Source organism: Moraxella cuniculi DSM 21768 (assembly GCF_900156515.1).
Taxonomy (GTDB): Bacteria; Pseudomonadota; Gammaproteobacteria; order Pseudomonadales; family Moraxellaceae; genus Moraxella; species Moraxella cuniculi.
Window position 1 is genome coordinate 93899 of sequence record NZ_FTNU01000001.1, and the last position, 18313, is coordinate 112211.

Genomic DNA, 18313 nt, shown 5'->3' on the forward strand with positions numbered 1-18313 from the left:
GCTTTTTAATTAGGCAATCTTGTTGCAGTTTAGCGTATATTCTTTATCGCCGATAATCACTGACAGCAGTCCAATCTCGCCTTTGGTGTGCCATTGGTATTGGCTGTTTGGGTTGGTGCGATTCACAAAATTCATGCCAGAGGCTGTTTTTTCAGCTTTTAGGGTTAGCTGTTGATTGTTTAGTTTCCAGCTGGGGGCATTGATATTTAGCACCGCCAAATCTCGGTGTGGTTGATAGCTGGCAACCACTTTGGCATCTTGTTCACATTGATAGCTGGTGGTAAGGGCGGGTTTGGTTGCTTTGTCGCTGGCTTTGCCCTGATGATGGACAGCTTTGTTGGGCTTGTGGGTGGGTTTTACTTGAACTTGTTGCTTGGGAGCGGTGGCACAGCCTGCAATAGCAAAAGCAGCCAAACTGGCGATGATTAGTGATTTTTTCATAAATATCCTCAAAAGTTACACAAAATCAGCAACGATGCTGACAAATCGGTATATTATAATAAAAAAATAGCCAATTATCAGCCATAATGTGCAAAAATATGTAGTCAAATGGTGAATCATATTGTGCGATTGTGCAAAATTTTATAAACTGATTGCTGTGGCAAAGTTGAAGCGATTGCCAAATTTGACAAATGACCAGAGGGTGATGATGACAACATTCTTACAACGCTTGGGGCTTACGATACCGATTATCCAAGCACCGATGGCAGGGGCGAGTAATGCTGGTTTTGTTGTTGCAGCTTGTCAGGCAGGAATAATGGGGTCGCTCGGGGCTGGCATGATGAAACCTGAGCAAATCAACGATGAGATTAACGCAATCAAGGCATTGGTTCAAGGCTGCTTTGCGGTTAATTTGATGATTTTGCCCAAACGGCTGACGGACAGAGTGATTGAGCCGATGCCTGCATGGCTGGTGCAGTGCTATAAATCCATCAATCAGCCAGCCGATATTGAGATGCCACCCGCTCCTGATTTTGCCGAGCAATTGGCGGTGCTGCTTGACAATCCTGTACCTGTGGCAAGCTTTACTTTTGGGATTTTGCAAGCTTCACAAGTGGACGCATTGCACGCTGTTGGCACGCAAGTCATTGGCACGGCAAATCACCCTGATGAGGTGTTGGCATGGATAGAGGCGGGTGCTGATGCGGTGGTGCTACAAGGTGCCGAGGCGGGCGGACATCGTGGTGGCTGGCTGTACGAACAAAGTAAGCCGTTAATGCTCGATGAGCTGTGGGCAGCAACCAAGCAGGCTTTGGCGACTGCGGATAAATCGATACCACTGATTGTTGCAGGTGGAATCGCAACCAGACAACAAGTGCAAAAATATCTAAGCATGGGTGCCGAAGCTGTTTCGGTGGGTACGGCATTTTTGACCACGCATGAGGCGGTGATTCACAAGGCGTATCAAGCACGCCTATTGTCCGCCAAAGCCTGCGATACTGCCTTGACCAGACTGTACTCGGGCAAGCTGGCAAGAGGGATTATTACCGAATATATGCGGCAATTTGCCCAATTTGATGGTTTGCAACAGCATGCACAAATTCCTGAATATCCAATGTTAAACGCCATGACCAAAAAACTGCGAGCCGTTAGCACGCAAATGCACAACACCGAGATGATGTCATTGTGGGCAGGCATGGGGGTGGAGCATTGCCGTGATGAGACCATATCACAACTGGTGGCAAGGCTTGGCTGCGATTAAGTCTTGTCATTAAGATTGCTACAACAAGCATTGGCTGCTGATAACTTTGGTGCAATGATGGCTGATTAAGTTTGATTTTGGCAAAATAAAGCCAATAAAGTTGAGTGAGTTTGTGGCAAATGAATTAATTTAATATAAATTAAGTATCTTATAATTTAATTAAAATTACTGTATTTGCCAAGATGGCAAGCAGGCGTTGTGTTTGTGGTTTTGTATAGCTTACTGATGACAAATATAATCAAAAGCACGGTGCTTGTGCTTGATATATTATATATTTAATAAAATATTATTTTATTTTTCATAATTTAAAATTTCTGTGCAATCAGTAAAATGATAACAAGGCGGATTGCTTGGGTTGGCGGTGGGGTTTTCTTTTTGCTATGATTTAGCAATCTGTCTGGCGATGCCTGATGAATGCTTTGGCTGATTGCTGGCTTATCTGTGGGCATAAAAATCCCCAAGCGGTGGGCTTGGGGTCAGGATTAGTTGTGCGTTGTGGGAATAAAACCATCGCCAGTATCTTTGGCAAGTGTGGGGTTGTCGGCATTGGGAATGGTGCGGCGAAGCAAAAGATAGCCTGCAATGCCTGAAATGAGCGAGCCAATAATAATGCCAAGTCGCGGATCGAACTCTGCTGGAATGCCACCAAAAGCCAGCCCTGAAATAAACAAACTCATGGTAAAGCCAATACCGCACAGCAGCGAAACACCGTATAACTGCGTCAGATTTGTGCCTTTTGGTAGGTTTGCCAGATTAAGTTTTAGGCAAATCAGCACCGCTGCCATAACGCCAAACTGCTTGCCCAAAACCAAACCTGCGGCAATGCCGAGCGGCACTGGGTGCAGCAGCGTGTCAAGATTGGTACCGATGAGCGAAATACCAGCATTGGCAAAGGCAAATAAAGGCAATACACCAAAGGCAACGGTATTGTGCAAATCATGCTCCAGCTCTTCTAGTGGTGAATGCTCTGGATCTTTTTTGTTGCGAAGTGGGATAAAAAACGCCAGCAAAACCCCAGCGAGCGTTGCGTGCACGCCTGATTTTAATAACGCCGCCCACAGAATAAGTCCGATGAGCAGATAGGGTGTAATGCGTACTACATTGATTTTGTTCAAAAAATACAAAAATGGAAAACAGACAGCCGCCACCGCCAATGAAAATAATGACAGCTCGCTGGTATAAAACAGGGCAATGATAATGATTGCACCCAAGTCATCAAAGATAGCAATGGATACCAAAAATACCTTTAGGGCGTTTGGCACGCGGTTGCCCAAAAGGCTAATCACCCCCAGTGCAAAAGCGATATCCGTGGCAGCGGGGATTGCCCAACCAGCCAATTGCTCAGGATTTTGGTAATTAAATGCTGCATAAATCAGTGCAGGAGCAATCATGCCACCGACCGCTGCCAGTGCAGGCATGAGAATCTGTTTGATGTCAGACAGCTCGCCAATCAGTGCCTCTCGCTTGAGTTCAAGACCAACCAAAAAGAAAAAAATAGCCATCAGCCCATCATTGATCCAGTGCTGGGCATCTTTGGCAATCTCAAAACTGCCAATTTGCACGACCACAGGAGCATGAATAAAGGCGTTATAAAATTCCTGCAATGGCGAATTAGCAACGATCATGGCAAGCACCGCTGCCAAAGCAAGCACGATACCGCCAGCGGCTTCTAGTTGAAAAAAGGCTTTGATTTTTTCCATAGCTTCCTCATATTGGCTGAAGCTTAATAATCTTATGAGTATTAATAAATTAACGCAATCAGCCAATCAAAATGGTGGCAAGTTGATTTTATGCAGGCAATTCATACATAAAAAATCGCTATCAATCCATCACTTTATCATAAAATTTTGTTAGGCGATAAGTTTTTTTTGTAAATTTATCAAAAAATTCATCGCACAGTGCAGTCATTGGGCGAAGTTTGTAATTATGAGCGTGTGTTTTTATTGGCTTTGGCGGCTGTGTAGCTGTGCAGTGCCGATAAGGGGTTGTGATTTGTTATTGTATTTTTGCCCAAAAATCAAAAGTCATTTGATTTATTGTTGCTTTTTTAAGAAAAATAAAACCACTAAAATGGCGGCATTCGTTAGGCTTCTAGGAATAAAAAATGATGAATCCAAAATATGCCCCACTGTTTGAACCCTACACTTTGAACAACGGGGTGGAAATTAAAAACCGTTTAACCGTTGCACCGCTGACCATTTACGACTCAGGGGCGGACGGCGAGATGACCGAGGCAGGTCGCCACTTTTGGCGAGATCGTTTTAACGGTTTTGGGCTTTATATTATGCCGTTTACCAATGTTCACCCGAGCGGTATCGGCTTTGAGTCGCCCAATGCCTTTGACGAACGCCACCTGCCGACTTTGCGAGAATATGCCGAGCTTGCCCACGCACAAGGGGCAAAAGCGGTGGTGCAAATCGCCCATTCGGGCTTGCAGCCGATCCTGCGATGACGCAAGGACACGATGTAATCGCCCCAACAGGCGATATGTAAGGCCGTTTTCGTGCGATGAGCGATGACGAAGTAGAGCAAATGGTGGCAAGTTTCGCCAGAGCCGCCGAGCTTGTGATGCAAGCTGGCTTTGACGGGGTGGAAATTCACGGGGCAAATGGCTGGCTGATTCAACAATTTGTCTCCGCCGCCACCAATTTTCGCCAAGATCGATGGGGCGGTAGCCTTGAAAATCGCTTGCGTTTTCCGCTGGCGATTGTCGATGCGATTGACCAAATGCGACAAAAACACCACCGCCCAGATTTTATCATCGGCTACCGTTTTTCGCCCGAAGAACCAGGCGAGCGAGGCATTACGATGAAAGAAACGCTCACGCTTGTTGATCGCTTACTCGAAAAAACCGCTTCAATATCTGCACATTTCGCTGTGGGATTTTTACAAAAAAGTTCGCCGTGGGGCGGATGCGAACCTGACCCGAATGCAGGTAGTACACGACCGCATTAACGGACGCTTGCCGTTTTTTGGCTCTGGCAATCTTTACACGGTGGACGATATGCTAAAAGCCTACCAAACAGGCTGGGTGGAATCGGTTTCCATCGGCAAAAGCATTATGCTGAACCCAAATTTAGTGAAACTGATCAAAACAGGGCGTGAAGAGGAAATCCAAACCACTTTTGATTGGGAAAAAGCCGACAGTTACCGCTACACCCCAGCAATGCTACAAGGCACAATGGCTGGCACGGATTTTTATCCGCCCTCAAAACAGCGTGGCGTGCGTTACAAAACCGAACATTTCTAACAAGCGGTGAGAAAAATGCAAAAACTTAACATATCAACCGAGCAAGGCACGGCGTTGCAGGGCGTGCTGTTTTCCGCCCAAAAAACGGATACGGTGATGATTGCCATCACGGGCATTCACGGCAATTTTTATTCCAATCCCTTTTATTACAACATTGGTAAGACCCTGCCCGTAGGCGAGATTGATTTTATCCATGCCCAAACTCGCAACGCCTTCGGGCAAATTGACACCGTCAATCATCTCACGGGCAAGCCTGAGCTTATCGGCTCTTTTAAGAGGATTTTCACTTTGCCGAGCAAGATGTGAAAGCCTATGTGGATTATGCTGCCGCGGCTGGCTATCGCCATATCATTTTGGCAGGGCATTCGCTGGGGGTGAACAAGGTGATTTATTATCTGGCGAAAACCCAAGATCCGCGTGTGCAGAAATTTATTTTGCTCAGCCCTGCCAATATCGCCCATCTGATTTCGGTGGTAACGCCCGAGCAAAAAGCGATAATTGCCGATTATCTCGCCCACGGACGAGGGCAGGAACTGTTGCCTTTTGAGCTACTCGGCTGGCTACCCTGCGTGGCGGATACGGCAGATCAATGGCTGCACAGCTTGATTTTGGATAATGTCCATTTGGAGGATGACAAAGATTTCTCGCAAATCGAGCAAATCTCGCACACAGGGGCGTTATTGATTGGCACTTTTGACCGCTTTACCTATGGCGATCCGAGCCAGTTTTTACGCACCATCAACCGCCATTTTCCCAAGCATCAGCAAAACGAGCTGATTTTTATCGAAAACACAGGGCATACCTACCAGCGAAAAGAGCAAGAAGTTGCCGACCGCCTGTTAGCCCTGATTCAACATTGGCGAGCCTAACGAACCAAGCAAGCGGTGGGATTTTTTGAAATTTCGTAAAATCTCACCGCTTGTAACAAGGATTTTCTATGCCATTTATGACCTTAAAAACCAACCTATCGCTAAATTCCACCCAAGCGACCGCCTTAAAAACCGCGTTGGGCAAAGCGATTGAACTCATCCCTTATAAATCTGAGGCAAATTTATTGCTGGAACTACAAGATCAATGCCGTTTTTACCTTGCTGGCGAAAACCAGCACCCTGTCGCCTATGTCAAAATCAGCCTGTTTGCCAACGAACAGCACTGGGGCTACCCTGAATTGACGGTGGCGATCACGGAAGCCCTTGCCGACATTTTACAGATTGCCCCACACCGCATTTATCTGCATTTTGAGGATATTGGTGCGTGGGGCGTGGCAGGGCAATATCTTGAACGCTAGGGCAAAATGTATGCAAAACCCACTGATTATTTACCAATTTACCGACCCAATGATGGGACTGTCGTATGAGAGTGAGCCGTTTTTCCGCCAAGTGGAAAGCCATTTTGGTGAGCAGATTCGTTTTCAGCCAATAAGAGCTACTTGGTGCGAAATGTGGCGGATTTTATGATCCCAGATGATTTTAAAGAGGGGGCGGAAAAGGCGTTTATCCGTTATAATAAGAGGCTCGCCCAAATTTATCAAAGCGAGCAAAGCATTAGCGGAATGCCGATCAAAATGGATCATCTTGAGCTGTTTTCGCCCGAACGCCGCTCATCGCTACCGCTCAATCTGGCGTATAAAGCGGTTGAACTTGCCTGTGCGGACAAAGCCGAGCCGTTTTTGTACCGCTTACGCTTTGCGACCGTGGCGGAATGTCGCCCTACCACCAAATTTGATGAAATCGTGCGAGTCGTCAAACAGTGCAACATTGATTTCACGGAGTTTTTACAGCATTATCAACACAGTTCGGCACAATTCGCCCTTGAACGCGATTTTGCCTTTTTAAATGAGGTGGGCGTGCGAGGTTTGCCTGCTTATCTGTTTGAATATCAAGGCAAACGCCTATTGCGTTCGGGCGTGCTGACTTATGCGGATTTTGCGATGGCGATTCGGCAGGTGTCTGGTGGGCAAATTGTGCCATCTGTGCCCACTTTTTCGCCCCAAGCCTTAGACAGACTTTTGCAAAAACATCCGCTGATCTCACCGCTTGAAATTCAAGCCGCTTTCGGCTTAACCGCAAGCGAAGTGTGGCAACAGGTTCGCCCCTTGATTGAAAACGGCTCGCTACAAGTGATTGATGCAGTTGGCGGAAAGTTTATGATGAGGCGAGCATTTTAACGAGAATGGCAATGGACAGAATACAATCCCTACAAATTTATGTGCTGGTGGTCGAGACGGGCAGTTTTACCAAATGTGCCGAGCAGTTAAATCTGCATGTGTCGGTGGTTTCCAAAGCGATCAAATACCTTGGACATCAGCTTGGCACACGCCTGCTCAACCGCACTACACGCAAAATTTCGCTGACGGCAGAGGGTGAGGCGTTTTATGAAAAAAGCCAAAGCCTGCTGGCGGAATTGGCGGATACTTTTCACGATTTGTCCTCCGCCAGCCGTCAAGCCGAGGGCAAATTACGCATTGAACTGCCCTCTGCCCTTGCCCCTTTTGTGATCGCCCATTTGCCGCAATTTTACCAAAAATATCCGCAAATTCAGTTAATTTTGTCGGTGTCGGATCATCTGAGCAATTTGATTGATGGGGGCTTAGATTGCTCGTTGCGACTGAGCGAATTAAGCGACAGCAGTTATATCGCTCGCCCCCTTGCCCCGATTGCGATGACGACTTGTGCCACAAGCCACTATTTACAGCAAAACGGCTTGCCCACCGAGCTTGACGATTTGCAGCAGCATAGGGCAGTGCATTATTTTTCGGGCAAGCAACGCAAAATAATGAGCTGGCATTTTTTGCAACAAGGCGAAAATATTCGTCTCAAATTACCGAATAAAACACTGGTGAATGATTCCAATGCGTTATTGCATTGTGCGTTGGCAGGGCTTGGGATTGTGCAAATGCCTACTCTGCTCGTTGCCCCTTATTTAGCCAGCGGACAACTCCAAACCGTCCTCCCCCATCTTGCCCCACCAGCCAAAACCGCGTGGATTGTCTATCCCCAACGCAAACACCTCCCCAAACGGCTAGAACATTTTATTGAATGGGTTGGGGATATTTTTGATATTGACAAAAAAGTTGGCTAAAGGCTGTGGTGATTATTAGCAATGGGTAAATTGACTTGGTAAAGGTCTTGAGTTTGTATTAATCAATGATTTGGCTGATTGGGCAATGGATAGGGGGCTGGGTAAAATGCCAGCTTGGCATAAGGCTTGCTGGCATTGTGATAAATATCAGTTGTGCTACAGAGTGCTTGGCAATCGTGCGTTAAATTAAAAAGCAACGATGGGCGGTCAATCTGTTGGCGGTTTAACCAACAGATTGCAAGATGGGTCATGCACGCCATGTGGCTTCGTCAAGTGATTTTTCATGCTTGGCAACGATGGCAACGCCTGCGATATCACCAACCACATTCATCGCAGTTCGCCCCATGTCAAGCAGTGCCTCAATGCCCAAAATCATGCCATAGGCAATGGCAACTGCCGAACCTGTTTCAACAGGCAGCCCAATGGATTCTAGCACCATCAGCAGCATAATCGCCCCTGCACCTGGCACGCCAGCTGTACCGACTGCAGCCAGCACGGTGGTCAGCGTAACGGTCATCATCTGCTCAGGCGTGAGTGGCATACCGACAGCATTGGCGATAAATATCGCACACACGCCAAGATAAACCGTTGTGCCGTCCATGTTCATGGTTGAGCCAACAGGCAGCCCAAAGCTATAAATATGCTTTGGCACGCCCATGCTCTCGGCACTTTGTACGGACACAGGCAAAGTTGCTCCAGATGAGCGAGTAACAAAGGCGGTAATCATCGCAGGACGCACTTTTTTTAAGAAAATCCATGGAGAAAGCCGAAAAATCGCACAGCTTATGCAATATACCAAGGCAACTTGCAGCAGTAGCCCAAGATAAACCGAAGCAGTTACGCCAGCCAAGGAACCAAAGGCGGCAGTGCCATTTTTGGCAAAAACAACAAAAATCAAAGCAAAAACGCCAATCGGTGCGTATTGCATTACCCAGCCGACGATTCGAAACATCGCTTGGCTGACACCATCAACAAAAGCATAGACGGTATCGGAGCTTTTTTGGATTTGTGCATCGCTGCTGTCTCGCCCAAACGCCAAGGCGATACCAAACATCAAGCAGAAAAAAATCATCGGCAACACTTGTCCATCAGCAATCACGCCGATTGGATTGGTTGGCACAATCTCTAGCAGTACATTGAGCATGCTTGGAGCTTCGGCAGCCTTGCCATCAACGGCAGATTGTGCGGTCAATTGCAGACCCAAGCCGGGCTTTAGCAATGCACCAACGCCCAAGCCGATTAAAATGGCAAAAATAGAAGTGATGATGTAGTACAGCATGGTTTTTAGTCCAATGCGACCCAGCTGTGATGGCGTAATGCTGCTTGCACCGACAATCAAGGTGGCAGCAATAACAGGCACGACAATCATCTTTAATAAACGAACAAACAGCTCGCCAAAAGGGCTTAAAATTGCCAAAACGGTTGGCGAATCCTGAAAAATCAAACCAAAAACCGCCCCCAAAACCAAAGCGAGCAAAATACGAATGAGTAGGTTTGATTGAAAATATAGTTTAAAAATAGACAACATAAAGTTTGTCCTTAAGTGAAATGCTTATGATTAATTTATTAAAATTATTTATTATAAAAATAATATTATATTATAAATCAACAATAAGGCTACTGTGTTAAAGATAAATCCGCCAAAGAATCAACAATTGATGTGCAGAATTATCTGGAGGATAAACTATCATAAACCATAATGATACAAACCGCCACATATTTAATAAGATTATTTAACAAATCGTCAAATCACAAAATCACTTGAGAATCTCGGCGTGCTTTTGTATGATAACAAGCCAAAGGCGGCGATAGCTCGCCAAATTATAATGCTGGCAAGTGAGTTTGGTTAATGACATTTGGCGTAGATATATTGGCGGTGCTGTTTTTTGCGGCGATGATTGCAGGTTTTGTTGATGCGATGGCAGGGGGTGGTGGTCTTTTAACCATTCCTGCACTGCTTTTAACGGGTATCAATCCTGTAGCGGCATTGGCAACCAATAAGCTACAAGCAGCCGCAGGGTCGTTTTCGGCATCATTAACCATGATAAAAAAGCGGCTCATCAGCCCACGCCAGATTAAGACGGCTCTGATAATGGCGTTTGTGGGCTCAGCGATTGGTACGATTTTGGTGCAATTATCACCACCTGAGGCACTAAGAGTTATCATTCCTTTTTTGGTGGCGGCAGTGGGACTGTATACGCTGATCGCCCCCAATCTTGGCGAGCTTGAGCGTCGTCCAAAAATCAGCCAGCAAACTTGGCAAAAAACCATCGTGCCACTCATTGGTCTGTATGATGGCTATCTGGGGCCAGCAACAGGAACTTTTTTTGCTCTATCAAATGTCAGCTTGCGTGGCATGGAGCTAATCCGTGCTACTGCCACCGCCAAATTGCTGAATTTTGCTACCAATATTGCCAGCTTGATTTTCTTTATTTTAGGCGGTCAGGTGCTGTGGCAGATTGGACTGATAATGATGGCAGGGCAGGTGATTGGGGCGTTTTTTGGTTCGCAGTTGGTGGTAAAAGGTGGGGCAAAATTTATTCGCCCTGTGATTGTGCTGATGTGCTTTGCGATGGTCGTGCGGTATGTGTTTTGGTGAATGTGCGAGCATATCGTTATTGTGCAAAATTTCTTCTTTGTAAATATCAGCCATAAAAATGGCACTGTTATCAAATTGACATTGGGCATTTTGACGATTTGGGCATTATAAATTTACCGCAAAGAGATATGAATACAACTATTGCCCAAGATTTATCAGCTTAATTTTAAAATAATATTTATTTATAAAAATTAAATAATAAATCACCGATTTTATTTGCTTTACCAGATAACATACATTCACTTTCCCTGCCTGCTCAATATACGCTATAATATACCATTTTTATTTTGGGCGTTTGCCATGACTGATTTGACCAATCCAAAAATCCTCCTTGCCATCACAGGCGGCATCGCTGCTTATAAATCAGCAGTGCTGGCTCGCCTGCTTATCAAGGCAGGCTGTAGCGTGCGTGTGATGATGACACAAGCGGCGTGTGAGTTTGTTACACCGCTGACCTTTCAGGCATTGACAGGGCAGGCGGTACATACCGAGCTGCTTGATGAGACTGCCGAGCTTGGCATGGGGCATATTGAGCTTGCCAAGTGGGCGGATGTGGTGGTGATTGCCCCAGCGTCTGCCAATACCATCGGTAAGCTGGCTGCTGGCTTGGCGGATAATCTGCTGACAACGGTATGTTTGGCGACTAATGCACCGATTTTGCTTGCTCCTGCGATGAACCAGCAGATGTGGTCAAATGCCATCGTGCAGGATAATTTGGCAAAATTACAAAAATTTGGCTACCATATCATCAGCCCTGACAGTGGTGAGCAGGCGTGTGGTGATGTCGGAGCAGGGCGATTGCCTGAGCCTGAGCAGTTGTGCGAGCAAATCCTTCACTTTTTAACCACCCAAAACACCGCCCAGACCTTGGCGGGCAAAACCGTCATCATCACCGCAGGGGCGACACTTGAGCCGATTGACCCTGTGCGATTTTTGTCCAATCATTCATCTGGCAAAATGGGCTTTGCACTTGCCAAAGCCTGCCATGATGCTGGTGCAACAGTTAGCCTGATAGCAGGTCGCCGCGTGGCATTGCAGACACCGTTTGGGGTGGAGCGGATTGATGTTGGCACAGCTGACGAGATGCTTGCAGCCTGCCAAGCCAAAATGCGTGATGATGAGCAGATGATTTTTATCGCGACAGCGGCGGTGGCTGATTTTAAGATGGCAAATATCGCCAGTCAAAAAATCAAAAAAACCGCTGGCAGTGATGGCTTGACCTTAGAATTAATAAAAAACCCTGATATTTTGGCGACAATTTCAGAACAATTCCCCAATGCTTTTATGATAGGTTTTGCTGCCGAAACCCAAGACGGCGAAACTTATGCCCAAAACAAACTTGACGCCAAAAATCTAGACATGATAGCGGTCAATGATGTCTCAGACAGCAGCATTGGCTTTGGCAGTGATGACAATGCCATGACGGTGTTTTTTGCAAAAAAATACGCACGCAGCAAGGTGCAATTACCAAAAGCCCCAAAAGCAACCATCGCCAAGCAGTTGGTATCATGCATTGCCATGCTGACAACTAAACTTAATCTAATTTAGGAAAATCAGTGATGCCACTTCGTTATTATGTTACTTTTTTGGCGGCGATTATTCTGCTACAGCTGCTGACTTATGGTTTTGTCAAGACTGTGATTTGGCTTGCCAATCTACAATCGCATGGCAGGCGGTGGCTGACTGTGCTGGCATTTGTTGCAATTAACTCATTGATTGGCTTGGCATTTTTACACAAGTTTGGGGTGGATTTTAAATTTATTGCACTGGTGATGACTTTGTTGTTGTTTTCCTTTTTTGCCAGTGCGGTGGTTTTTTGCTTGCAAAAGATTATTGGCAGTGGCAGCAATCACTGGCCAAAAGCCACCTATCTGCTGATTTTTGCTGGTTTGTTGGGACTTGGCTGGTACAATGCTCATACGCCCAAGCTGGTTTCGTACGATGTGAAAATTAACAAGCCACTTGTGCGTCCGATTCGTGTTGGCTTGGTGAGTGATTTGCACTTGGGTCGCTTGGTGGGTGCGACCGCCATTGATAAGCTGGTGCAGATTTTCCAAGAACAACAAGTTGATGTGATTGTGCTGGCTGGTGATATTATTGATGATACGCTTGAGGGCTATGAATCGGCAAATTTACAACAAAACTTGCGGCAATTACAAGCACCGCTTGGCGTTTATGCTGCTTTGGGCAATCATGATTATATGGTCGAGTCTGATAGGATTCGCCAAGCCCTAAGCCAAGCTGGGCTTAAGGTTCTAGAAGACGAATCTGCGTATCTGGACAGTGGGTTTTATCTGATTGGTCGCAAAGACGATGTCATTACAAATCGCAAAAGTGCCGAGCAGTTATTACAAGAGATTGACAGCAGTAAGCCTGTGTTTATGCTACAGCATCGCCCCAGTGAGTTTGAGCATCAAGGGCAGCTGCCGATAGATTTGCAATTGGCAGGTCATACGCACAAGGGGCAGATTTTTCCAGCGAACTTAATTACCAAAATTGTGCATTTTATGGACTACGGCATACAAAAAATCGGACAGGGGAATTATATTGTTACCTCAGGATTTGGTTTTTGGGCGGTGCCATTTCGCTTGGGGTCGCAATCAGAGGTGGTGATTATTAATGTGCAGGGCAGTTAAGCAGCCACCCCTTGCTTAGCAAATTTGCCCAAAACATTTGCCAAAACTGCCACAATGCGATATGGTATAAGATAATCGTGCTGAATGTATTTTTGCACCACAAATAATCGCCGTGCGGCTACTGATTTATAAATATGTAAGGATTTATCATGACTGATTATGCTGGATTTGTTACCCCTGATAACCGTGCTTGGCAGGCGACCTATCGCCAGCATGGCTTGGATATTCAGCTGAATATGCCCAAAGGGATAAATTCGCTGCTTGATTTTTTTGATGAAAATTTTCGTGCCAATCGTGGGCAGCGTGCCATCACTTTTATGGGGCAGCACATCAGCTATGATGAGCTTGATAAACTTAGCCTAAAAATCGCCGCCTATTTGCAATCGCTTGGGCTTGAGCAGGGCGACAAAGTGGCGGTGATGATGCCAAACACGCCACAATATTTGACAGTGATGATGGGGATTGTGCGAGCAGGATTTGTGCTGGTGAATATCAATCCACTCTATACCGCAAGCGAGCTTGAGCATCAGCTGGCAGATAGCGATGCCAAAGTGTTATTTATTGTTGAGAATTTTGCCCATACGCTTGAACAGGTCAAGAACAAAGCCAAACTTCAACACACGATTATTACAGGTGTTGGTGATATGCTGGGACTAAAAGGCTTGCTGATTAATGCTGTGGTGCGATATGTCAAAAAAATGGTGCCGAATTTTTGCATTCCTAATAAAGTAAATTTTAAGGAAATTTTAAAATCATCGCACCCTTATACCAAGCCTGTGGTGAATCTTGATGATGTGGTGATATTGCAATACACAGGCGGTACGACAGGCGTGGCAAAAGGAGCGATGCTTACTCATGGCAATTTGATTGCCAATGTTTATCAGTGCATGACTTATGTCAAAACAGGCTTTAATAACCCTTATCAGCATGGCGAATATATGGCGGTTGCCTTGCCGCTTTATCATATTTTTTCGTTCATGGTGGCGATGCTTGGCATGAAAATGGGTTTTGCGTTGTTATTGATTCCCAATGCACGAGACTTGGACGATTTGACCAAGCAGTTTGGCAAATTCCGTCCGCAATTTTTCCCAGCGGTGAATACGCTGTTTAATGCCTTGACGCATCACAAGGGTTTTGTGGAGCTTGACCATAGCAACCTAAAAGTATCCTTAGGCGGTGGCATGAGCGTTCTGCCCAGCACGGCTGCCAATTGGGAGAAAATTACTGGCAATTATATCATTGAAGGCTATGGCTTGTCAGAGACCTCGCCTGTGCTGACCTTTAATCCGTTGGGCAGTTATACAGGCAAAATTGGCATTCCGTTTCCCTCAACTGATATTATTTTGCTTGATGATGAAGGCAATGAAGTGGCAGAAGGTGAGGCTGGTGAGATTTGTGCCAAAGGCCCGCAAGTGATGAAGGGCTACTGGAAGCACGATGACGAAACAGCCAAGGCGATGACTGCTGATGGTTATTTTCGCACAGGGGATATTGGCGTGATGGACGAGCAGGGGTATTTTAAGATTGTCGATCGCAAAAAAGACATGATTTTGGTGTCTGGCTTTAATGTCTATCCCAATGAAGTTGAGGCGGTGATAGCAGCGTGTGCAGGCGTGCTGGAATGCGGGGTAGTAGGCGTGCCTGATGAGCATAGCGGCGAGGCAATCAAGGCGTTTATTGTCAAGCAAGACGCTGCCTTGACAGCCGATGCCATCAAGCAGTGGTGCAAACAAAACCTCACAGGTTACAAACGCCCCAAGCATATTGTTTTTGTTGAGCAATTGCCAAAATCCAATGTGGGCAAAATCCTAAGAAAAGAGCTGCGAGCATTGGCATAAACGGCACTGGACTGATAAGGTTGGTTGTTTGTGGCGTTTTGTGGTTTTTGTGGATAAAAGGCTTGTTTAATTTGCCATCTTATGTTAGATTGACAGTAATGACATTGCTTAGATGTCATTGAAACACAATGAAACCATTCATACGCAATCATCACCTTGATGATGGATTTTACAAAAGCAAACTTAAGGAAAGACAATGACTGAGCAACTATTCACCGTATCAAAAGATGTTCCGTGGTATAAGACTTATCAAGAGCATGGCATTGAGTTTGATTTTAGCCTGCCGAATAATATCAATTCGTTGGTGGATATTTTTGAGCAAGCCTTTGCTCGTTTTGGTGAGCGTGTGGCATTCACCTGCATGGACAAATCCATCACTTATCGCGAGCTGGACAATTACAGTCGCCAAATTGCCGCCTATTTGCAGTCTTTGGGGCTGACCAAGGGCGACAAAGTGGCGGTGATGATGCCGAACATTTTGCAATATCCGATTGCGATGATTGGTATTGTGCGAGCAGGTCTTACGCTTGTCAATGTCAATCCGCTCTACACCTCTCATGAGCTTGAGCATCAATTAAACGATTCTGAAGCAAAGGCGTTGTTTATCGTTGAGAATTTTGCCCATACTTTTGAGAAGGTTGCCAACAAAGGTCAGGTTAAGCATGTGATTGTCGCCTCGCTTGGTGATATGCTGGGGCTAAAGGGCTTGCTGGTCAATGCCGTGGTGCGTCATGTCAAAAAAATGGTGCCTGATTGGAATATTCCGGGTCATATCAGTTTTAAAGACGCACTTAATGCCGTGCCAGCTGCCAATTATACCCGCCCAGAGTTGCAGCTTGATGAGATTGCTGCTTTGCAATACACGGGCGGTACGACAGGCGTGGCAAAAGGAGCGATGCTTAGCCATCGTAATTTGGCCTCAAATGTTGAGCAGTGCGTACCTTTTGTAAGCAAGGTATTTCCAGAAAAAGACCTATCGGGCAAATACATTGCGGTTGCCTTGCCACTTTATCATATTTTCTCATTTACCGCCTGTGGTCTGCTTGGCATGAAATTGGGCTTTAGTATGCTACTTATCACCAATCCGCGTGATTTTGCCGCAGTGTGCAAGGATTTTGCCAAATATAAGCCCGTATTTTTCCCAGCGGTGAATACGCTATTTAATGGCTTGGTGAATCATGATGGCTTTAGAGCCTTGGATCATAGCAACCTGCGTTTGTCCCTAGGTGGTGGTATGTCGGTGCTGTCAGACACCGCCAAGTCATGGGAGCGTTTGACAGGTAACTACATCGTTGAAGGCTATGGCTTGTCAGAGACTTCGCCTGTCTTGACGCTAAATCCACCGGGTGGCTATACGGGCAAAATTGGCATTCCATTCCCTGCAACAGACATTAAGCTGTTTGATGACGAGGGCAATGAAGTTGCCTTGGGCGAGGCAGGAGAAATTTGTGCCAAAGGCCCACAGGTTATGCAAGGCTACTGGAAACGCGATGACGAAACCGCCAAAGTTACCACCAAAGATGGTTATTTCCGCACTGGAGATATCGGCATCATGGACGAAAAAGGCTTTGTAAAAATTGTCGATCGCAAAAAAGACATGATTTTGGTATCGGGCTTTAATGTTTATCCAAACGAAGTTGAGGAAGTGATGGCATCACACCCAAAAATCCTTGAATGTGGAGTGATTGGGGTGGTAGATTCACACAGTGGCGAAGTGCCAAAAATCTTTGTGGTAAAAAAAGACGCTTCTTTGACCACCGAAGAGGTGCGTGAATGGGCAAAAGAAAACCTAACAGGTTACAAACGCCCCAAATATATTGAGTTTGTCTCAGAGCTGCCAAAGTCCAATGTTGGCAAGATTTTACGCAAAGAGCTGCGTAAACTTGAAGAGAGCAAATAATCAGCATCGGCCATTTGACCGATGATGCCAAGAATACAAACCTGCCATGAAAAATTGGCAGGTTTGTTTTGTATTCTGATACCAAACTTGGTAAAATGATTGCCATACAAACAACTTAACGAGAATCATTATGCGTATTGACGGCCGTACCAACAATCAACTTCGCCCCATTCAATTTATCCGCCATTATACCAAGCACGCCGAAGGTTCGGTGCTTGTTTGCTTTGGTGATACCAAGGTGCTATGCACAGCCAGTATTGAAGCTGGCGTACCACGCTGGTTAAAGGGGCAGGGCAAGGGCTGGCTGACTGCCGAATATGGTATGCTGCCTCGTGCCACAGGCACACGCACACAGCGTGAAGCTGCTCGTGGCAAGCAATCAGGACGCACCCAAGAGATTCAGCGGTTAATCGGTCGCTCGTTGCGTGCCATGCTGGATTTGTCAAAATTGGGCGAAAACACCATTTATATTGACTGTGATGTCATTCAGGCCGATGGCGGCACACGCACTGCCAGCATTAGCGGTGCAGCTGTGGCGTTGATTGATGCCTTGGAGTGCTTGCAGCGGGATAAAAAACTTAGCCAAGATCCGCTGACAGGCTTGGTGGCTGCTGTGTCGGTTGGTATCAAAAATTCTGAAGCATTGTTGGATTTGAACTATGCTGAGGATTCAACTTGTGATACGGATTTGAATGTGGTGATGACGCAGGCGGGCGGTTTTATCGAAATTCAAGGAACGGCAGAGGATAAGTCATTCTCTCGGCAGCAGGCAGATGCCATGCTAAGCCTAGCCGAAGCTGGTATTGCCGAAATTATCACTGCTCAAAAACAAGCATTGGGCTGGTAATATGCTAAAAGTCTGCGATGATGGTGTGATTATTCGGCTTGATGGTCGGGCAGATAACCGACTGTTTTGGTGGTCGTTGTCGCTGGTGCTGGTTGGTATTGTTGTCGCCATAGCGTGCATGGCATTGCCTGTGGCGTACGCCATCGGCAGTCTATTTGTTTTTGCAGTGATGATGTTTGGGTTTAATATCCAAAAACATAGGGCAAAATCTCAGCATTGCTTCACGCAAGGTGAGCTGATACTGACACCCAAGCGATTTAGTATTAATCAGATTGCACTGACTTTGGCTGATGATGCCAAGATTGAACAGGTGGGCAACTGGCTGATTGTCAAGGATCGTGGGCTTGAGTATCGCTTTTCAGGCTTTGCTGATGAAAGACAAATGCAGGTGGCTCGCTCGGTGCTGGCTGGGGCAACGGTGCAAGCTAATCAGGTGGCGATTCGCATCAATCAATGAGAT

Annotated in this window: 21 protein-coding genes; 17 read left to right on the forward strand and 4 right to left on the reverse strand. The window is 46.1% G+C overall.

What is annotated here, in order from left to right; all coding sequences use genetic code 11:
- Window positions 1–9 precede the first annotated feature (9 nt).
- Complete coding sequence (locus BW928_RS00455) at window positions 10–441, reverse strand: MliC family protein (protein ID WP_076554253.1); 432 nt, start codon at window positions 439–441, stop codon at window positions 10–12.
- A gap of 208 nt (window positions 442–649) precedes the next feature.
- Between BW928_RS00455 and BW928_RS00460 the strand changes: the two genes are divergently transcribed.
- Window positions 650–1702 carry an NAD(P)H-dependent flavin oxidoreductase gene (locus BW928_RS00460; RefSeq protein WP_076554481.1) on the forward strand — a complete coding sequence of 351 codons (1053 nt, stop codon included), beginning with the start codon at window positions 650–652 and terminating at the stop codon, window positions 1700–1702.
- A gap of 305 nt (window positions 1703–2007) precedes the next feature.
- Here BW928_RS00460 and BW928_RS11565 read toward each other — a convergent pair whose 3' ends face one another.
- Both BW928_RS11565 and nhaA read right to left on the reverse strand, forming a co-directional pair.
- Window positions 2008–2151 (reverse strand): hypothetical protein, encoded by a 144-nt coding sequence (locus BW928_RS11565; protein WP_158078421.1) that lies wholly within the window; start codon window positions 2149–2151, stop codon window positions 2008–2010.
- A gap of 33 nt (window positions 2152–2184) precedes the next feature.
- Complete coding sequence (nhaA, locus tag BW928_RS00465; RefSeq protein WP_076554255.1) at window positions 2185–3402, reverse strand: Na+/H+ antiporter NhaA; 1218 nt, start codon at window positions 3400–3402, stop codon at window positions 2185–2187.
- A gap of 404 nt (window positions 3403–3806) precedes the next feature.
- Here nhaA and BW928_RS12035 point away from each other — a divergent pair, with 404 nt between their 5' ends.
- The 9 genes from BW928_RS12035 (at window position 3807) to BW928_RS00495 (ending at window position 8033) form a co-directional block, all read left to right on the forward strand.
- Window positions 3807–4154, forward strand: a complete 348-nt coding sequence (locus BW928_RS12035) for an oxidoreductase (RefSeq protein WP_200800811.1) — start codon at window positions 3807–3809, stop codon at window positions 4152–4154.
- Window positions 4155–4210: 56 nt separating this feature from the next.
- Window positions 4211–4657 (forward strand): oxidoreductase, encoded by a 447-nt coding sequence (locus tag BW928_RS12040; RefSeq protein ID WP_200800812.1) that lies wholly within the window; start codon window positions 4211–4213, stop codon window positions 4655–4657.
- On the forward strand, window positions 4632–4952 hold the full coding sequence (locus BW928_RS12045; protein ID WP_200800813.1) for a beta/alpha barrel domain-containing protein: 321 nt from the start codon (window positions 4632–4634) through the stop codon (window positions 4950–4952). The genes BW928_RS12040 and BW928_RS12045 overlap by 26 nt, the downstream gene beginning before the upstream one ends.
- 15 nt (window positions 4953–4967) lie before the next feature.
- Complete coding sequence (locus BW928_RS12050; protein ID WP_200800814.1) at window positions 4968–5258, forward strand: hypothetical protein; 291 nt, start codon at window positions 4968–4970, stop codon at window positions 5256–5258.
- A complete protein-coding gene (locus BW928_RS00480; RefSeq protein WP_200800815.1) occupies window positions 5255–5821 on the forward strand; it encodes an alpha/beta hydrolase family protein in 567 nt (188 codons plus the stop codon). The genes BW928_RS12050 and BW928_RS00480 overlap by 4 nt, the downstream gene beginning before the upstream one ends.
- 68 nt (window positions 5822–5889) lie before the next feature.
- The gene (locus BW928_RS00485) at window positions 5890–6240 is read left to right on the forward strand and encodes a phenylpyruvate tautomerase MIF-related protein (protein ID WP_076554257.1); all 351 of its coding nucleotides are present in this window, start codon (window positions 5890–5892) and stop codon (window positions 6238–6240) included.
- Between the two features lie 10 nt (window positions 6241–6250).
- Window positions 6251–6409: a hypothetical protein gene (locus BW928_RS11805; RefSeq protein ID WP_200800816.1), complete on the forward strand. Its 159-nt coding sequence runs from the start codon at window positions 6251–6253 to the stop codon at window positions 6407–6409.
- A complete protein-coding gene (locus tag BW928_RS00490; protein WP_200800817.1) occupies window positions 6394–7119 on the forward strand; it encodes a DsbA family protein in 726 nt (241 codons plus the stop codon). Before BW928_RS11805 ends, BW928_RS00490 begins: the two co-directional genes overlap by 16 nt.
- An 11-nt stretch (window positions 7120–7130) precedes the next feature.
- Window positions 7131–8033: a LysR family transcriptional regulator gene (locus BW928_RS00495; protein ID WP_076554482.1), complete on the forward strand. Its 903-nt coding sequence runs from the start codon at window positions 7131–7133 to the stop codon at window positions 8031–8033.
- Between the two features lie 247 nt (window positions 8034–8280).
- Here BW928_RS00495 and BW928_RS00505 read toward each other — a convergent pair whose 3' ends face one another.
- On the reverse strand, window positions 8281–9561 hold the full coding sequence (locus tag BW928_RS00505) for a dicarboxylate/amino acid:cation symporter (RefSeq protein ID WP_076554263.1): 1281 nt from the start codon (window positions 9559–9561) through the stop codon (window positions 8281–8283).
- Window positions 9562–9882: 321 nt separating this feature from the next.
- Here BW928_RS00505 and BW928_RS00510 point away from each other — a divergent pair, with 321 nt between their 5' ends.
- The 7 genes from BW928_RS00510 (at window position 9883) to BW928_RS00540 (ending at window position 18310) form a co-directional block, all read left to right on the forward strand.
- A complete protein-coding gene (locus tag BW928_RS00510) occupies window positions 9883–10632 on the forward strand; it encodes a TSUP family transporter (protein ID WP_076554264.1) in 750 nt (249 codons plus the stop codon).
- 300 nt (window positions 10633–10932) lie between these two features.
- Complete coding sequence (gene coaBC, locus BW928_RS00515; protein ID WP_076554266.1) at window positions 10933–12180, forward strand: bifunctional phosphopantothenoylcysteine decarboxylase/phosphopantothenate--cysteine ligase CoaBC; 1248 nt, start codon at window positions 10933–10935, stop codon at window positions 12178–12180.
- 11 nt (window positions 12181–12191) lie between these two features.
- Window positions 12192–13268: a metallophosphoesterase gene (locus BW928_RS00520; protein WP_076554268.1), complete on the forward strand. Its 1077-nt coding sequence runs from the start codon at window positions 12192–12194 to the stop codon at window positions 13266–13268.
- Window positions 13269–13417: 149 nt separating this feature from the next.
- Window positions 13418–15106 carry an AMP-binding protein gene (locus tag BW928_RS00525; RefSeq protein ID WP_076554270.1) on the forward strand — a complete coding sequence of 563 codons (1689 nt, stop codon included), beginning with the start codon at window positions 13418–13420 and terminating at the stop codon, window positions 15104–15106.
- Between the two features lie 196 nt (window positions 15107–15302).
- Window positions 15303–17006, forward strand: coding sequence for an AMP-binding protein (locus BW928_RS00530; protein WP_076554272.1), 1704 nt, complete (start codon window positions 15303–15305; stop codon window positions 17004–17006).
- A 130-nt stretch (window positions 17007–17136) separates the two neighbouring features.
- The gene (gene rph, locus BW928_RS00535; RefSeq protein WP_076554274.1) at window positions 17137–17853 is read left to right on the forward strand and encodes a ribonuclease PH; all 717 of its coding nucleotides are present in this window, start codon (window positions 17137–17139) and stop codon (window positions 17851–17853) included.
- Between the two features lies 1 nt (window position 17854).
- Window positions 17855–18310 (forward strand): hypothetical protein, encoded by a 456-nt coding sequence (locus BW928_RS00540; protein WP_076554276.1) that lies wholly within the window; start codon window positions 17855–17857, stop codon window positions 18308–18310.
- The last annotated feature ends 3 nt before the right edge of the window (window positions 18311–18313 follow it).

Coding starts and splice junctions, on each gene's coding strand:
- BW928_RS00455 (WP_076554253.1), bottom strand. CDS start 441: ATGAAAAAATCACTAATCATCGCCAGTTTGGCTGCTTTTGCTATTGCA.
- BW928_RS00460 (WP_076554481.1), top strand. CDS start 650: ATGACAACATTCTTACAACGCTTGGGGCTTACGATACCGATTATCCAA.
- BW928_RS11565 (WP_158078421.1), bottom strand. CDS start 2,151: ATGCCCACAGATAAGCCAGCAATCAGCCAAAGCATTCATCAGGCATCG.
- nhaA (WP_076554255.1), bottom strand. CDS start 3,402: ATGGAAAAAATCAAAGCCTTTTTTCAACTAGAAGCCGCTGGCGGTATC.
- BW928_RS12035 (WP_200800811.1), top strand. CDS start 3,807: ATGATGAATCCAAAATATGCCCCACTGTTTGAACCCTACACTTTGAAC.
- BW928_RS12040 (WP_200800812.1), top strand. CDS start 4,211: ATGAGCGATGACGAAGTAGAGCAAATGGTGGCAAGTTTCGCCAGAGCC.
- BW928_RS12045 (WP_200800813.1), top strand. CDS start 4,632: ATGCAGGTAGTACACGACCGCATTAACGGACGCTTGCCGTTTTTTGGC.
- BW928_RS12050 (WP_200800814.1), top strand. CDS start 4,968: ATGCAAAAACTTAACATATCAACCGAGCAAGGCACGGCGTTGCAGGGC.
- BW928_RS00485 (WP_076554257.1), top strand. CDS start 5,890: ATGCCATTTATGACCTTAAAAACCAACCTATCGCTAAATTCCACCCAA.
- BW928_RS11805 (WP_200800816.1), top strand. CDS start 6,251: ATGCAAAACCCACTGATTATTTACCAATTTACCGACCCAATGATGGGA.
- BW928_RS00495 (WP_076554482.1), top strand. CDS start 7,131: ATGGACAGAATACAATCCCTACAAATTTATGTGCTGGTGGTCGAGACG.
- BW928_RS00505 (WP_076554263.1), bottom strand. CDS start 9,561: ATGTTGTCTATTTTTAAACTATATTTTCAATCAAACCTACTCATTCGT.
- BW928_RS00510 (WP_076554264.1), top strand. CDS start 9,883: ATGACATTTGGCGTAGATATATTGGCGGTGCTGTTTTTTGCGGCGATG.
- coaBC (WP_076554266.1), top strand. CDS start 10,933: ATGACTGATTTGACCAATCCAAAAATCCTCCTTGCCATCACAGGCGGC.
- BW928_RS00520 (WP_076554268.1), top strand. CDS start 12,192: ATGCCACTTCGTTATTATGTTACTTTTTTGGCGGCGATTATTCTGCTA.
- BW928_RS00525 (WP_076554270.1), top strand. CDS start 13,418: ATGACTGATTATGCTGGATTTGTTACCCCTGATAACCGTGCTTGGCAG.
- BW928_RS00530 (WP_076554272.1), top strand. CDS start 15,303: ATGACTGAGCAACTATTCACCGTATCAAAAGATGTTCCGTGGTATAAG.
- rph (WP_076554274.1), top strand. CDS start 17,137: ATGCGTATTGACGGCCGTACCAACAATCAACTTCGCCCCATTCAATTT.
- BW928_RS00540 (WP_076554276.1), top strand. CDS start 17,855: ATGCTAAAAGTCTGCGATGATGGTGTGATTATTCGGCTTGATGGTCGG.